Origin of the sequence: Nonomuraea sp. SYSU D8015 (assembly GCF_008065375.1) — a bacterium.
In the GTDB taxonomy this organism is placed as follows: Bacteria; Actinomycetota; Actinomycetes; order Streptosporangiales; family Streptosporangiaceae; genus Nonomuraea.
In genome coordinates, this window is the sequence record NZ_VJYI01000024.1 from 12,288 (window position 1) to 27,337 (window position 15,050).

Below are 15,050 nucleotides of genomic sequence, written 5' to 3' on the forward strand. Positions count from 1 at the left end.
CGGATGTCCTTCAGGCCAGGGGGGAGGTGACCGTGTACGAGGCGTCGGAGGCGAACACCGAGCCGGACGCCCACAGGTCCAGCCGCATCTCGTGGTTGTAGTGGCGCAGGTAGCGGCCGGGCAGGTTGTAGGACTCGAACGAGAGCGTGCCGCCGCCGACCGGCCCGGAGCGGCCGCAGAACGTCGCGTCGCCCTTGAAGATCGCCGAACCGTCGTCGCGTTGCAGGGTCAGCCGCATGTTGTAGTGCCGCAGGTAGTAGCCGGAGTGGTTGATCGCCCGGAACGAGTAACAGCCCGAGTGCGCGAGCCCGGCGACGACGGCGAACGTGGCGTCCTGGCGATCGGCGAGCGGGCTGGAGGCGCTGAGCGGGTCCACGTAGGCGAGGAAGTCGCGGTGGCGTACGTACCGGTCGGGGAAGTTGGCCGAGCGCAGCGAGCGGTTGCCGGTCGGCACCGCCGTCGTGTCGCCGACATCCTCGCGCAGCACGGTGAAGTGCCGGGCGGTGCCGGACAGTCCGGGCAACTCGACCTTGGCGCCGAACGAGGTGAGGATCGAGCTGTCGGCGTAGTAGTAGCGGCCGCCGGTGTAGTTGTCGAAGTAGATGCGCCACCGGCCGTCGGGCAGCCGGGTCAGCGCCGGGCCCTCCAGCCCCGAGCCCCAACCGGCCCAGTTGCCGGTGCCGACGAACTGCCAGGGGCCGTTGAGCGAGGTGGCGGTGGCGTGCTCGATGTACTTGGTCGTCTCGTTCTTGAGGAAGTTGTGGTACGTGGAGCCGACCTTGACGACGAAGCTGTCGATGTAGTTCGCCGGGATGCCGAGCGGGGTCGGGGCGCTCCAGGACGACAGCGCGCTGTTGGTGGCGGTGATCCGGTACGGCCGGAACTGCCCCGCGGTGCCCGTCGTGGACGCCGAGTAGATCACGTGGACGCTCCCGTCGGAGTCCCTGAACCACTCCGGTGCCCAGGTGCTGCCGGTCGCGCCGTTCAGACCGACGGTGACGTTGCGGAGGAACGTCCAGTTCACGTAGTCGGCGCTGCGGGCGAACCCGATCGTGTCGCCGGTCCAGTTGGTGGTGTAGACGAGGTAGTAGTAGCCGTCGGTGTGCCGCAGCACGCTGGGGTCGCGGATCAGCCCGGACGGCGGGGTGTAGGCGTTGGCGCGGACGAGGCTGAAGGTGGTGGCGTTCACCGAGTCGTAGACGTACATGTTCGACTCGCTGCTGTTGGTGAACGCGGTCATCAGGTAGTGCGGCGCCGGGCCGGCGGCGTGGGCGATGCCCGGCGCGAACACGACGGTCGCGACGGCTACGAGCAGCGCGAGGACGCCGGATAACGCCCTTCCATGGCCTCGATGTGTACGCATCCAGCGGCCCTCCGCGATGTTAGCGCTAACATCTCACCTGGTCAGAATCGACACGGTGAGCTCGTTTGGGCGTATTCGTATCCTGCGGCCGACCCGGCCGTCAATCCCCCGTCCGCCCGGCCCGTTCTCGCCTGATCCGTTCCGCCATGCGAGACAGGGGGCTCAGCGGGCGGCGTACAACTCGTGCGCGGCGACGATCGCCTGGTCGGCGAAGCCCAGCACGTCGCTCCGGCGCTCGAAGGGGGAGGCGTACAGCGAGCGCCGGTCCGCGCCGAAGTGTTCGCTCAGCCCCGAGACCAGGCTGACGAACGACGGTTGCGCGGTGTCGTCCGCGCGCAGGCGCAGCGCCTCGTCGACCACCCGGTGCCAGCGCTCAGGGAACACCTCCAGCGCGTGCCGGGCCGCACCCGTCTTGGAGGTGACGTCGCCGGTCGCCAGCGTGTAGTGCATCCGGGAGACGCCCGTCACGATCCACACGGCGCCGTACCCGCCGAGAGTGGCCAGCCCCCACGGGGAGGGCAGCCGGGAAGCGCGGGTCACCAGACGCCGCCAGTAGCGGTCCAGGTTGTCGTCGGTCCAGGCGGCGAGGGCGGCGGGATCGGTCCAGATGTCGAGTTCGGCCGGTTTGGGGCCGCGGCAGGTCACGCCGTGGTGGGCCAGTGTGTGCCAGGTGACCGGGTTGACGCCGCCTCTGAGCGCGAGCTTGCCGGCGTGGGCCTGGGGGCGTTCGCCGAGGTCGGAGGGGTTGCGGCGGAGGTCGTCCCACGTGAGGTAGACGCCCTCGAACGGATGGGCGCCGAGGCGGTGGTGGATGCGTGCGAGCGCCCCGATGGGTGGTTCGGCGGCCGTCACGGCGACGAAGTCCACGTCACTCGTGTCCGGCCGGTAGTCGTCCAGGGCCGCCGACCCCTCCAGATAGAGCCCTTCGACCAGTCCGGGCGCCTCCGCGTCGGCCAGGGACAGGTACGTCTCGACAATGGCATCGATCTTCGGGTGAGGCGTCATCGCCGCCCAGCCTGCCACAATCCACCTCACCACCTCACGACATTGCAAAATCCTAGAATGTTCGGGTGAACGACGCATACCGCCCAGAAGACCTCAAGGCGCAAAATGATGGATTTAAATGGGCAAAGGCCGGTCCAGGGGTCATTCCCGCCTGGATCGCCGACATGGATCTGCCGACCGCGCCCGAAGTGATCGAGGCGTTGCGGCGGCGCGCCGGCGGCGACCTCGGTTATCCGGTCTGGCTGGACCAGCCCAACGCCGGGCCGCTGTCGGAGGCGTTCGCCGAGCGCATGGCGGGCAGGTACGGCTGGTCCCCCGATCCCTCGCTCGTCCGTACGTTCAGCGACCTCAACCAGGCACTCCAGGTGCTGCTCCATCTGTGGACCCGGCCCGGCGACGGGGTGGCCGTGCACACGCCCGCGTACCACCCGTTCCTGACGACGCTGCAGATCATGGAGCGTCCCCTGCATCCCATCCAGGCCGAGCCCGACGGCGACTCGTGGCGTTTCGAGGTGCCGGATCTGTCGGGCTGCAGGGTGCTACTCCTGGTCAATCCGCACAATCCGACCGGCCGGGTGTTCACCAGGGAGGAGCTGACCGAGCTGGCCGAGCAGGCCGAGCGCCACGACCTGCTCGTCATCGCGGACGAGATCCACGCCGACCTGACGTTCGAGCCGCACCGGCACATCCCGTTCGCCACGATCCTCCCCGAACGCACCGTCACGCTCACGTCCGCGACGAAGGCGTTCAACCTCGGAGGCATCCGCGTCTCGGTCGCCCACCTCGGCCACCGGGGCGTCCTCAAGGCCCTGGAGGCGCAGCCGCCGTTCGTGTACGGCTCGGCGAACCTGTTCGGCGTGGAGGCGACGGTGGCGGCGTGGCGGCACGGGGACGCCTGGCTGGAGCGGGTCCGCGCCCTGCTCGACCGCAACCGGCACACGCTCGCCGCCCGCCTGCCGGAGACGTTCGGGTACCGGATCCCACAGGCCACGTACCTGGCCTGGCTGCACGTCGGGCGGGAGGGGATGGCGGAGGTCATCGAACGCGAGGCCAAGGTCATGCTGACGGACGGCGCCGCCTTCGGGCCGGGCGGGGCGGAGTACGTCCGGCTGAACTTCGCCACCACGGAGCCGATCCTCGCCGAGATCCTCGACCGCCTGTCCCGCTTCCGGTGACCTCACCCTCACCTGACGGTGAGCTCGCGGGGTCTGCGGCGGGCGACGGTTGAGGGACGGAAGACGCGACCCGGGCACGACGGTCGAAGAGCGAGCGGCCGGCGCGCCCCCCGTCCCTAGGTCAGGCGAGCTTGGGGTGGCGCGCATGCGGTGCCGCGCCGTTGCCGGCCCGGCTCGCCCCGGCCGGAGGAGCACTTCGTGCCGGCCGTGTCAGTCCTGACCGGCCCTTCGAGCAGGCGCGCAGCGGGCCGGCCTACGGTGCGTGGCTTCGGCGCGACCGCCGCCGCACCGAAGCCCGCACCCGGCTTCGCATCGTCCGGGCGCCTTCCGGGGCAGCGGCACCGCCCGGCGGGCAGCGCGTGCCGCGCTCGACGTGCGCGCCACCGGGCAGCGCGTGCCGCGGCCTACCTGCGCCCCACTGGAGAGAGCGTGCCGCGGCCGACCTGCGCCCCACCCGGCGAGACCCGCGCGTCGGCGCAGGACGCGATCCCCGGAAGGTCCGGTGCCGGTCAGGACAGGGGTGGCAGGTCCGGCGGGGTGGCGGGCGGGTGTTCTTCGAGGGCGGCGAGCGCCAGTTCGATCGCCTTCTCCAGCTGCGGGTCCCGTCCGGCCGCCCGGTCCTGGGGAGTGATCACCACCTCGATGTCCGGCTCCACCCCGTGGTTCTCCACCCCCCATCCAGGCCCGTCGAGCCAGAACGAATACCGGGGCTGGGTGACCCGAGTGCCGTCCACGAGGGTGTAGCGGGAGTCGATGCCGATCACCCCGCCCCACGTCCGCGTCCCCACCAGCGGCCCGATGCCGCGGTTCTTGATCCCGGCGCTCACGATGTCCCCGTCCGAGCCCGCGAACTCGTCGGTGACCGTCACGACAGGCCCCCGCGGCGAGTCCTCCGGATACCGCATCGGCTCGTACCCGCGGACCAGCGCCCACCCGGTGACCTTGCGGGACAGCTTCTCCAGCACCAGCTCCGACAGGTGCCCGCCGCTGTTCTCCCGCATGTCGACGATCAGCCCGTCGCGCGCCATCTCGGTACGCAGGTCGCGGTGGAACTGCGCCCACCCCGACGCCACCATGTCCGGCATGTGCAGATATCCGAGCCGCCCGCGGGACGCCTCCCGCACGACGGCCCGCCGGCTCTCCACCCAGTCGTGGTAGCGCAGCGGCGACTCGTCCGCGATCGGGCTGACCACGACGCGGCGCGGGTCGCCGCCGGAGGCGGGGCGCACGGTCAGCTCGATGGGCTGGTTCGCGGTGCCGGCCAGCAGGGCGAGCGGCCCGCGTACGGGATCCACCGGGCGCCCGCCCACCGCGATGATCGCGTCACCGGGGCGGACGGCGACGCCGGGGGCGAGGAGGGGAGAGCGGGCGGCGTGGTCGGAGGTCTCGCCGGGCAGGATGCGCTCGACCCGCCATACGCCGTCGGCGTCCCTGGTCAGGTCGGCGCCGAGCAGCCCCTGGCGGCGGCGAGGGTCGGAGCCGCCGTTGGGCGCGATGGCGTAGGCATGGGAGGTGCCCAGCTCGCCCTGCGTCTCCCAGAGCAGGTCGATCAGCTCCGAATGCGCGCCGATGCGCTCGACCAGCGGCGCGTACCGGTCGAGCACTCCCTGCCAGTCCACTCCGCCCATGTCCTCGCGCCAGAAGTGGTCGCGCATGAGCCGCCCGGCCTCCTGGAAGCCCTGCCTCCACTCGGCGACCGGGTCGATCTGGACGGTGATCCGGTCGAGGTCGACGGTGACGACCTCGTCGCCTTCGGTGGCGGCGCGGGTCTGCAGGCCGTTCTTGCCGTTGGTGACGAGCCTGGTGCCGTCGCCGCTGACCTCGAACGAGCGCACTTCCCTGCCCAGCTCGCTCTTGGCGCGCTTCTTGAGGTCGTAGCGCTCCAGGACGGTCTCCTGCGCCTGCTCGGTGCCGTCGCCGAGCTGGCCGGCCAGCGGGTGGCGCAGCCAGAGCAGGGCGTCCTTGGCGGTCCGCAGATTGCCGTACCGCGCGGCCGGCACCGGCACGGGCACCACGCGCGAGGCGAGCCCTTCCGGGTCCACCTCGGTGCGGGGCGGCGAGTCGTCCTTCTTGTCATCCTTGTTGGGCTTGTCGTCCTCGCCGTTGAAGCCGCGTCCCTGCAGCGAGGGGTCGAACGGCGACGGGGTGTCGGCCTTCAGCGGCACGATGTACGGCTTGCACCCGTAGGGGAACGACAGGTCGAAGACGTGCGCGTCGTACACGGGGTCGAAGGTCCGCACCGACAGGAACGCCAGGTGCTTGCCGTCCTTGGTGAAAACGGGGTCGTAGTCGGCGAACCGCACCGGCGTCACGTCGATCACCGACGTGCCGTCCACCCGCCCCATCCTGATCTGCGACAAGGGCTCGTGGTGCGGGTGCACCCAGGCGAGCCAGCCGGAGTCGGGCGAGAACGTCAGACCGCTGATGTCCCCCTGTGTGGTGCGGTCGAGCTGGCGCAAGGTGCCGGTCTCGAGGTCGGCGATCAGCAGCCGCCCGTCGTGGGTGGCGACGGCCGCGTGCTTGCCGTCGGGCGCGGCCTCCAGCTCCAGCACCCGCCCGAGCTCCCCGGCGGCCAGCGTGCGGACATCGCCGCCGGGCGTGCCGATCTCCAGCGCGTCCTCGCCGCTCGCGTCCGACACCCAGACGGCACGCCCGTCGGCGTCGAGGACCTGCGGCAGCCGTACGCGGACGCCGGGCTGCACGCGCAGCGCGCTCGCGGGCCCGTCGCGGTGGGGCACCCAGTGCGCGGTGCCGCGGATCTCGACCGCGCTGGCCCGTCCGGTGGCGTCAGGCGAGAACAAGCCGGCCCGCAGCGGCGCCGGCCGCCTGGACCGCCCCGGGCGCGGCCCGCCGAGCCGCACGTCCAGCCGGTACGGCTCGGCGTCCAGGCTCTCCAGCAGCCACAGGTCACCGGCGTGGCTGTAGATCACCCGCTGCCCGTCACCGGTGGCGTGGCGGGCGTAGAACTCCTCGTGTGAGCTGTGCTTGCGCAGGTCCGAGCCGTCGGGCAGGGCGGAGTAGAGGTTCCCGACGCCGTCGATGTCGGCCAGGAAGACGATCCTGTCCCCCACCCAGCTGACCGACCAGTACTGCGCCGTGCTGTCGGTGAAGAGCCTGGCGAACTCCCCGTCGCCGTCGGCGTCCACCCAGATCTTGCCTGCGGTCCCGCCCCGGTACCGCTTCCAGTACGAGGGCTCACGCCACATCGGCGACACGGTGGCGACCCGCCCGCCGCTGACGGCCACGTCGCTGACCCATCCGCACGGCAGCCGCGTCGCCGCCCCGCCGTCGAGCGGCACCGCATACGCCCAGCTCCGGACGCGACTGCTCTGCCCCGTCGGGCTGATCGCCAGCACCTGCCCGTCCTCGGTCCAGCCGCGCACTCCCGTCCAGGCGCTGCCCCAGTGGGTCAGCCGCTCGCCCTCGGGGCCGTCGATCTCGGCCGCGAACACCTCGGGAGCGCCTTCCCGGCCGCCGGTCCAGGCGATGCGGGCGCCGTCGGGCGAGAATCTCGGATCCGACACCGGTACGCGGTCGGCGGTGAACCGCCAGGCCCTTCCTCCCGACAGCGGGGCCAGCCAGACGTCGTCGTCGGCGACGAAGGTGACCAGGTCACCGTGCAGATGCGGATATCTCAGGTATGCGCCATTTGTCACAGCTGCACACTAATGCGCGGCGCCAAGCCCGGCCCATCGATTCTCCTCCCGGCGGACCTGCGGCGTCCCCGGAACGGTCAATCCTGGGTTGTTCGGAAATGCGCGGGAAGGAGGTGAATACCGATATTTCATGCAACAGAGGGAACCATGAGGATCTTCGCTCGACCGCACCAACTCCCGCCCCGCCTGGCCGCCGCCGCCATCATCCTGAACTCCGGCCTCGACAAGTCGGGCGCCGACGAACAGGCCGCCGCCGGCCTGCACGGGATGGCCGCGGGCACGTACCCGTTCCTCGGCCGCATGGACCCGGTGACCTTCACCCGGCTGCTCTCGCGGGCCGAGATCGCCCTCGGCACGGCCCTGCTGCTGCCGTTCGTGCCGTCGCTGCTGACCGGGGCCGCGCTGACCGGGTTCGCGGGCGGGCTGCTCGGCCTGTATCTCAAGACGCCGGGAATGCGCCGCGAGGGCAGCCTGCGGCCGTCCCCGGAGGGCATCGGGGTCTCCAAGGACATCTGGCTGCTGGGCATCGGCCTGGGGCTGGTGCTCGACGAGCTGGGACGGTGACGCCCTCGTGCATGATCTGCACTAATCCGGACATACTTGGGTAGCTCCGGGCGCATGGTACAAATCGGCTACACCTTGATGTCCGAACAGACGCCGGCCCGCGAGCTCGTCGACTACGCCTCGGCGGCCGAGCGGATCGGCTTCGACTACGCGGTCATCTCGGACCACTATTTCCCGTGGCTCGAGGAGATGGGGCACTCGCCTTACTGCTGGTCGGTGCTCGGCGCCGCGGCCCAGGTCACCGAGCGGCTGCCGCTCATGACGTACGTGACCTGCCCCATCCTGCGTTACCACCCCGCCGTGGTGGCGCAGAAGGCCGCCACCATGGGTGTGCTGACGCAGGGCAGGTTCACGCTCGGCCTGGGCTCGGGCGAAAATCTGAACGAGCACGTCGTCGGCGCGGGATGGCCGTCCGTGGACACCAGGCATCGGATGTTCGCCGAGGCCGTGCAGATCATCAGGGAGCTGTTCGACGGCGACTACGTCACCTATCAAGGCGAATTCTTCGACGTGGACTCGGCCAAGCTCTACGACCTGCCGGACGAGCCCGTGCCGATCGGCATCGCCGCCTCCGCCGGCAGGTCCGCGGAGATCGCCGCCGAGCACGGCGACGTGCTGGTCGTCAACGAGCCGATGCCGGACGTCGTCCAGCAGTTCAACGCGGCCGGCGGCCAGGGCAAGCCCGTCTACGGCCAGCTGCCCATCGCCTACGACCCCGATCCGGAGGCCGCCAAGGAGCGGGCCCACCGCCTGTGGCGATGGGCGGCCTCCGGCGGCTGGAAGGTCATGGCCGAGCTGCCCGGTCCGGTGAACTTCGCCGCGGCCTCCGGCACCGTACGCCCCGAGGACGTGGCGCAGAGCGTGCCGTGCGGCGACGACGTGGACGCGGTCGTGCAGGCCGTCAAGAAGTTCGCCGACGGCGGCTTCACGCACGTGGCGCTGGTGCAGATCGGGCACGACCAGCAGCAGCCGTTCTTCGACTGGGCGGAGAAGGAGCTCCTCCCCGCCCTGCGCACCCTTTGAGAGGCCTCCGGACGTGCCCGGGGCTTCCCGAGGCGTCCCGGCCCCACCACACCAGGGGCCGGGACGACGTCACGGGACGATGTTGACCAGCTTCGGCGCCCGGACGATCACCTTGCGCGGCATGCCCGTCAGGTAGGCGGAGACCTTCTCCGAGGCCAGGGCCAGGGCCCTCAGCTCCTCCTCGGAGATGCCGGGCGAGACCTCCAGGCGGTCACGGACCTTGCCGGCCACCTGCACGACGCAGGTGACGGACTCCTGCACCAGCAGCGCGGGATCGGCGGCAGGCCACCCGCCGAAGGCCACGGGCCCGGTGCGGCCCAGCCGCTCCCAGCCCTCCTCCGCGGTGTAGGGGGCCACCAGCGACAGCATGATCGCCAGCGTCTCCGCGGCCTCGCGGACCGCCGGGTCGGCGGGGCCGCAGCCCGAGTCGATGGCCTTGCGCGCGGCCGAGGTCAGCTCCATCATGCGCGCCACCGCCACGTTGAAGCGGTAGGACTCGATCAGCTTGGTGACCTCGTCGATCGTGTGGTGGGTGACCTTGCGCAGCTCGACGTCGCCGCCGTCGAACGCGACACCGGGCTCGCTGGTCGCCTCGGACATCACGCGCAGCGCGCGGGCCAGGAACTTCTGCGAGGCGGCCGGCGAGAGGTCGGCCCAGTCGATGTCGTCCTCGGGCGGCCCGGCGAACACCATGGTCAGCCGCACGGCGTCGACGCCGAAGTCGTCGATCTGCTGGCCCAGGTCGACACCGTTGCCCAGGGACTTCGACATGGCCTTGCCGCCGTTGATCACCTGGCCCTGGTTGAGCATGCGCTGGAACGGCTCGGTGAAGTCGAGCATGCCCATGTCGTGCAGGACCTTGGTGAAGAACCTGGAGTAGAGCAGGTGCAGCACCGCGTGCTCGATGCCGCCGACGTACTGGTCGATCGGGCCCCACTTGCGCACCTGCTCGGGGTCGAACGGGCCGTCGGTGTAGCCCGGCGAGCAGTAGCGCAGGAAATACCACGACGAGTCGACGAAGGTGTCCATCGTGTCGGTGTCGCGCTGGGCGCGGCCGCCGCACTTGGGGCACTCGACGTTGACCCACTCCGTGGCGCTGGCCAGCGGGGAGACGCCCTTGGGCGCCAGTGCCTCGCCCCGCAGGTCGGGCAGCGTGACGGGCAGCTGCTCGTCGGGGACGGGCACCTCGCCGCAGTCGGGGCAGTGGATGATCGGGATCGGCGTGCCCCAGTAGCGCTGGCGGGACAGCAGCCAGTCGCGCAGCCGGAAGTTGACCGCGCCCGTGCCCTTGCCGTCGCGCTCCAGGATCTGGATGATCGTGCGGATGGCCTCGGCCTTGGACAGCCCGTCCAGCGGGCCGGAGTTGACCAGGGTGCCCTCGCCGGGCGTGGCTTCGCCGGTCTCGCCCGGGTCGGCCAGGCCGGTGTGCACGACGACCTTCACCGGCAGGTCGAACTTCAGCGCGAAGTCCAGGTCGCGCTGGTCGTGGGCGGGCACCGCCATGATGGCGCCGTGACCGTAGTCGGACAGCACGTAGTCGGCCGCCCAGACCGGGATGCGCTCGCCGTTGACCGGGTTGATCGCGTAGCGGCCCAGGAAGACGCCGGTCTTCTCCTTGTCGGTGGCCAGGCGCTCGATGTCGCTCAGCCGGGCGACCTCGGCGCGGTAGGCCTCGAACGCGGGCCGCTGCTCGTCGGTGACGATCTCGTCGGCCAGCGCGGCGTCGGCGGCGACCACGAAGAACGTGGCGCCGAACAGCGTGTCGGGCCGCGTGGTGAAGACGTGGACCGGCTCGTCGCGGCCCTCGATCTGGAACAGCACGTCGGCGCCCTCGGAGCGGCCGATCCAGTTGCGCTGCATGGTCAGCAGCCGCTCGGGCCAGCCGGTCAGCTGCTCCATGTCGTCCAGCAGCCGCTGCGCGTAGTCAGTGATCTTGAAGTACCACTGCGTCAGCTCGCGGCGGACGACGTCGGCGCCGCAGCGCTCGCACTTGCCGGCCACGACCTGCTCGTTGGCCAGCACGGTCTGGTCGTTGGGGCACCAGTTGACCAGGCCGCCCTTGCGGTAGGCCAGGCCGCGCTCGAAGAAGCGGTTGAACAGCCACTGGTTCCAGCGGTAGTAGTCGGGGTCGCTGGTGTGCAGGCGGCGCGACCAGTCGAAGGAGATGGCGTAACGCTTGAAGGAGTGGGCCTGCGTCTCGATGTTGGCGTAGGTCCACTCGGCCGGGTGGGCGTTGCGCTTGATCGCGGCGTTCTCCGCGGGCAGGCCGAAGGAGTCCCAGCCGATCGGGTGCAGGACGTTGTAGCCCTTCTGCATCCAGTAGCGCGCGACGACGTCACCCAGGGCGAACACCTCGCCGTGGCCCATGTGGAGGTCGCCCGACGGGTAGGGGAACATGTCGAGCATGTAGCGGCGCTCGCGGGGGTCGGCGGCGTCTTCGCTCGCCCGATAGGGCTCCTGCTCCTCCCATCGCTGCAGCCACTTGGCCTGCAGCGCCTGCGGGTCGTACTCACTCACGGCTACTGTCCTTCTGGCTTGACTCGGACCCATAAGAAAACCCCCCGTGAACACAACGAGGGGTAGCCGCGACGGCGAGATCTCAGGGCCGTCGCGGCCCGCTAAGAAGCAGGGTCGCGGAACGCATGTGTCAAGCCTAGCGCACCTCTTCAGTTGAATGCAGGCACTCGATCGAGGTGCGCGGGCACAATGGGCTCTTCAGGTCTAGCGAGACCTGATGGTGATGTATCCGTTGTGACCTCATTCGTCCCTTAAGAATACTCTTGCCACCGTGGTGTACCGAGCTGAGCATGATCGACCGGAGGACGGCCTGCCCCTGCAGGATCCGCCCACCGATCCTCATGGCTTCACTCGTTTCGCTGCGGAACCACCTGTATCTCCTGGAAAATCCCATGAGATCATGCTTGGTACGTCAAATCCGGATATAAGGGTTGATCCGGACACAACCTCAGGAGGGCCGGCAGCAATGGCAACGGATAATTCCGGACCACACCTGCCCCCGTCCTGGCCGGACGCGTCCCACCGCGAAGCCCCGTCCTCCTGGCCGGGCTCCTCAGGCGCGGAGAGTCCCTCCTGGTCCGGGTCTGCGAGGGCCGAGGCGCCGGTGTCCTGGCCGGATGCACCGAGCTCGCCAGGGCGGCAGGATCCCGCGTGGCCGGAGCCGACGCGCTCGGACGCCTCCTGGCCCGAACCGTCCCGCGGGGACCGCTCCAGGCATGAGCCGTCGCACGGGGTCGACTCCCGTCGCGACTCCCGGGCCTCTTCTCATGACTCCGGTCCCTCCTGGCCGGAGCCGCCCCGTCCGGACGCAGGCTGGCCGGAGCCGCCGCGCAAGGACGCCTCCTGGCCCGAACCGCCGCGCCAGGACCCGCCGTCGTGGCCCGACGCGACCCCGCAGGGCGGCGCGCCCGCGTGGCCGGACGCCTCGCCGCAGGCCGGGCCGGCCTCATGGCCCGACGGCCCGCCGCAGGGCGGGCCTTCCTGGCCCGATGCCTCGCCGCAGGGCGGACCGTCCGGGTGGCCCGACGCGACCCCTCAGGGCGGCGCGCCTGCCTGGCCGGACGCGGCGCCGCAGGGGGCGGCCGGGGCCTCGGCCGGCTCGCGGACGGACTCCCGGGCCGATTCCCTGGGCGGCTCCAGGACCGATTCACGAAACGGCTCCCGGGCCGAGCAGCCGCCCCTGCCGGACCCCGTGCCCGCGTGGCAGCAGCCGCCGTCGCCGAACCCCGGCGCCTGGGCCAACCTGTCCACGCCCGCTCCGTGGCCGCAGGGCGACCGCGGCCCGGCGGCCGACGCGCCGGAGCAGCGTGCGACGGGGTACGACCAGGCCGCCCCGCCCGGTCCGCCGCCGCACGACGTGCCGGCCGAGCCACACGGCCCTCCGCCCCAGATCCACCCGTCCGAAGAGCGGACGGTCACGTACGCTCAGCACTCCCAGAACCTCCTCAACGATCGCGCGGTCCCCTCAACCCCCATGGACTCCACCCACATAGGCACGCCCCCCGCCGAAGACCAGAACGACCAGCCCCCCGGCGCCCCCCGCCCCGGATCGAACCTGAGCCGCGACCCGTCGGACCCCGACCACCGGTTCGTGACGGCGGGCCAGATCAGCGGCTCCCGCACCCCGCCGCCCGAGCGCCAGCAGGAGCTCTGGAACACCGTCTTCGGCGACAACTACCAGGCCATGGGCGACCAGGAGGTCCTGGACGACGACGCGGACCAGGGCAAGCCCGTCTGGATGTACGCGCTCGGCGGCTCCGTCGCGATCGCGCTGGTCGCCGCGCTGCTGTGGGCGTTCCTGGCGGGTCCGCTGGCCGGCGAGGAGGCGCCCTCGTCCGCCGCCGCCTCCGGCCAGTCCACCGAGCCGCCGAAGCCGCCTACCACCAAGCCCCCGACCAGCATCGGCGCGCTGCCGAAATTCCCGGGCAAGGCCTCCCCCGTGATCGGCAGGGTGCCGGACGTCGCGGCCGGGATCTCCGTCCCGCGCCTGGGCGGCAACTGGCAGCTGGACCAGCGCGGCTCGGTCACGATCAAGGGCACCTACAACTACACCACCCGGCAGTACGTCCAGATCGCGCCGGAGAAGTTCGCCCAGCTCATGTCGGGCCCGCTGCCGGCCAGGCTGACCTCTTACTACGAGCAGGACAACCTGGAGCCGGTCATCAAGCAGGTGGTGCTGAACGCCCGCAAGAGCTTCTTCCCGGCCGACAACAAGGTCCGCAAGATCGCCCAGCAGTCGATCAAGGTGGGCGACCAGACGGGACGGCTGATCGCGTACTCGCTGACGTCACAGACGGAGAAGGCCACGATCGTCACGATGGCGGTCAACACCGGAGGCGACGTCCCGGCGATCGTCTACATGTCGATCCCGTCGGAGAGCAAGCAGCTCCTCCCCGACATCCGCACGGTGATGAACCAGCTCAGGCTCTCCACGCAGGGCTAGCCGCTAGAACCTGCACTCCATGTGCTTGATGCCGTTGATGAACATGGAGTGCAGCCGGTCCGGTTTGCCGCCCTCGATGTGCGGCACGCGCCGCAGCAGCTCGCGGAACATCACCGTGATCTCCCGCCGGGCCAGGTGGGCTCCCAGGCAGAAGTGCGGGCCCGGGCCGCCGAAGCCGACGTGCGGGTTGGGGTCGCGGGTGATGTCGAAGCGGTACGGGTCCTCGAAGACGGACTCGTCCCGGTTCGCGGCCCAGTAGAACAGGACCGCCTTGTGGCCCTTGCGGTAGAGGTTGCCGTTCATCTCGTAGTCCCTGGTGAGCTTGCGGCGCATGAAGTTCACCGGGGACGCCAGGCGGACGATCTCCTCCACGGCCTGGGGCGCGTGGCCGTCGATGTCCTCCAGCCACAGGGCGCGCTGGTCGGGGTTCTTGGTGAGCAGGCGCAGGCCGTAGGAGATGGCGTTCCGGGTGGTCTCGTTGCCGGCCACCACGAGCAGGATGAAGAACGAGCCCAGCTCCTGCAGCGACAGCCGCTCGCCGTCGATGTTGGCGTTGACCAGGGACGACGTCAGGTCGTCGGTGGGCTTTTCCGCGCGGTGTGCGGCCAGGTCCTGGACCAGCTGCTGCAGCTCCATGCCGGCGTGGAGCAGCCGCGTGGCGATCTCGTCGACGTCGGTGCCGCCGTATTCGGCGTCGAAGCCGCCGAGGATCGTGTTCGAGCGGTCGAAGACGAACTTGTAGTCGCTCTCGGGGATGCCCATCATGTCGCAGATGATCTTCAGGGGCAGGCGGGCGGCCACCTCGGTCACGAAGTCGCAGCCGGGCCCCTTGGCCAGGAGGTCGTCCACGATGCCGACCGCGGCCTCCTCGACGTCCGCCTCGAACTGCTTGATCATCTTGGGCGTGAACGCACGGGAGACGATCCTGCGGAGCCTGGCGTGACGGGGGTCGTCAATGTTGATCATCGACCCGAAGTACTCCGCGAACTCGGCCGGCATGTCCGGGATGCCCGTCGCGCCGCCGTCGCCCGAGCAGAAGACCTCCGGGTTGCGGCTGGCCTCCAGGATGTCGGCGTGCTTGACCAGCGCGTAGTAGCCCGGCCCTTTGGGGGCGAAGCCGATGTCCATCTCCTCGAAGAACGCGGGGCTCTCGAGCGAGCGCAGGCGGTCGAACGCCACCTCGCGCTCTTCCATGGGCCTGGCCCAGAAGTCACGGTCCGACAGGTCGAAGTCGACGACACTCATGAGGCAATCATTCGAAAAGTGGCCACTTACGTCAATGGCTGACACGTACGCCGTACGTA

At 70.5% G+C, this 15,050-nt stretch carries 9 protein-coding genes; 4 read left to right on the forward strand and 5 right to left on the reverse strand.

The window, feature by feature from the left end; genetic code table 11:
- Positions 1-10 precede the first annotated feature (10 nt).
- Both ID574_RS47960 and ID574_RS47965 read right to left on the reverse strand, forming a co-directional pair.
- The gene (locus ID574_RS47960; RefSeq protein ID WP_188195760.1) at positions 11-1,363 is read right to left on the reverse strand and encodes a glycoside hydrolase family 43 protein; all 1,353 of its coding nucleotides are present in this window, start codon (positions 1,361-1,363) and stop codon (positions 11-13) included.
- A gap of 162 nt (positions 1,364-1,525) precedes the next feature.
- The gene (locus tag ID574_RS47965; protein ID WP_188195761.1) at positions 1,526-2,368 is read right to left on the reverse strand and encodes an aminoglycoside adenylyltransferase domain-containing protein; all 843 of its coding nucleotides are present in this window, start codon (positions 2,366-2,368) and stop codon (positions 1,526-1,528) included.
- Positions 2,369-2,532: 164 nt separating this feature from the next.
- Here ID574_RS47965 and ID574_RS47970 point away from each other — a divergent pair, with 164 nt between their 5' ends.
- Positions 2,533-3,543, forward strand: coding sequence for a MalY/PatB family protein (locus ID574_RS47970; protein WP_188195762.1), 1,011 nt, complete (start codon positions 2,533-2,535; stop codon positions 3,541-3,543).
- 509 nt (positions 3,544-4,052) lie between these two features.
- Here ID574_RS47970 and ID574_RS47975 read toward each other — a convergent pair.
- Positions 4,053-7,199 carry a S41 family peptidase gene (locus tag ID574_RS47975; RefSeq protein WP_188195763.1) on the reverse strand — a complete coding sequence of 1,049 codons (3,147 nt, stop codon included), beginning with the start codon at positions 7,197-7,199 and terminating at the stop codon, positions 4,053-4,055.
- Between the two features lie 147 nt (positions 7,200-7,346).
- On the opposite strand from ID574_RS47975, the gene ID574_RS47980 reads away from it, so the two are divergent.
- Both ID574_RS47980 and ID574_RS47985 read left to right on the forward strand, forming a co-directional pair.
- On the forward strand, positions 7,347-7,763 hold the full coding sequence (locus ID574_RS47980; RefSeq protein ID WP_188195764.1) for a hypothetical protein: 417 nt from the start codon (positions 7,347-7,349) through the stop codon (positions 7,761-7,763).
- A gap of 54 nt (positions 7,764-7,817) precedes the next feature.
- Positions 7,818-8,786 (forward strand): TIGR03557 family F420-dependent LLM class oxidoreductase, encoded by a 969-nt coding sequence (locus tag ID574_RS47985; RefSeq protein WP_188195765.1) that lies wholly within the window; start codon positions 7,818-7,820, stop codon positions 8,784-8,786.
- Positions 8,787-8,855: 69 nt separating this feature from the next.
- Here ID574_RS47985 and leuS read toward each other — a convergent pair whose 3' ends face one another.
- Positions 8,856-11,336, reverse strand: coding sequence for a leucine--tRNA ligase (leuS, locus tag ID574_RS47990; RefSeq protein WP_188195766.1), 2,481 nt, complete (start codon positions 11,334-11,336; stop codon positions 8,856-8,858).
- Between the two features lie 571 nt (positions 11,337-11,907).
- Between leuS and ID574_RS47995 the strand changes: the two genes are divergently transcribed.
- Entirely contained in the window at positions 11,908-13,746 is a 1,839-nt protein-coding gene (locus ID574_RS47995) for a hypothetical protein (RefSeq protein ID WP_188195767.1), read from the forward strand.
- 3 nt (positions 13,747-13,749) lie between these two features.
- Here ID574_RS47995 and ID574_RS48000 read toward each other — a convergent pair whose 3' ends face one another.
- Entirely contained in the window at positions 13,750-14,991 is a 1,242-nt protein-coding gene (locus ID574_RS48000; RefSeq protein ID WP_188195768.1) for a cytochrome P450, read from the reverse strand.
- Between the last annotated feature and the right edge of the window lie 59 nt (positions 14,992-15,050).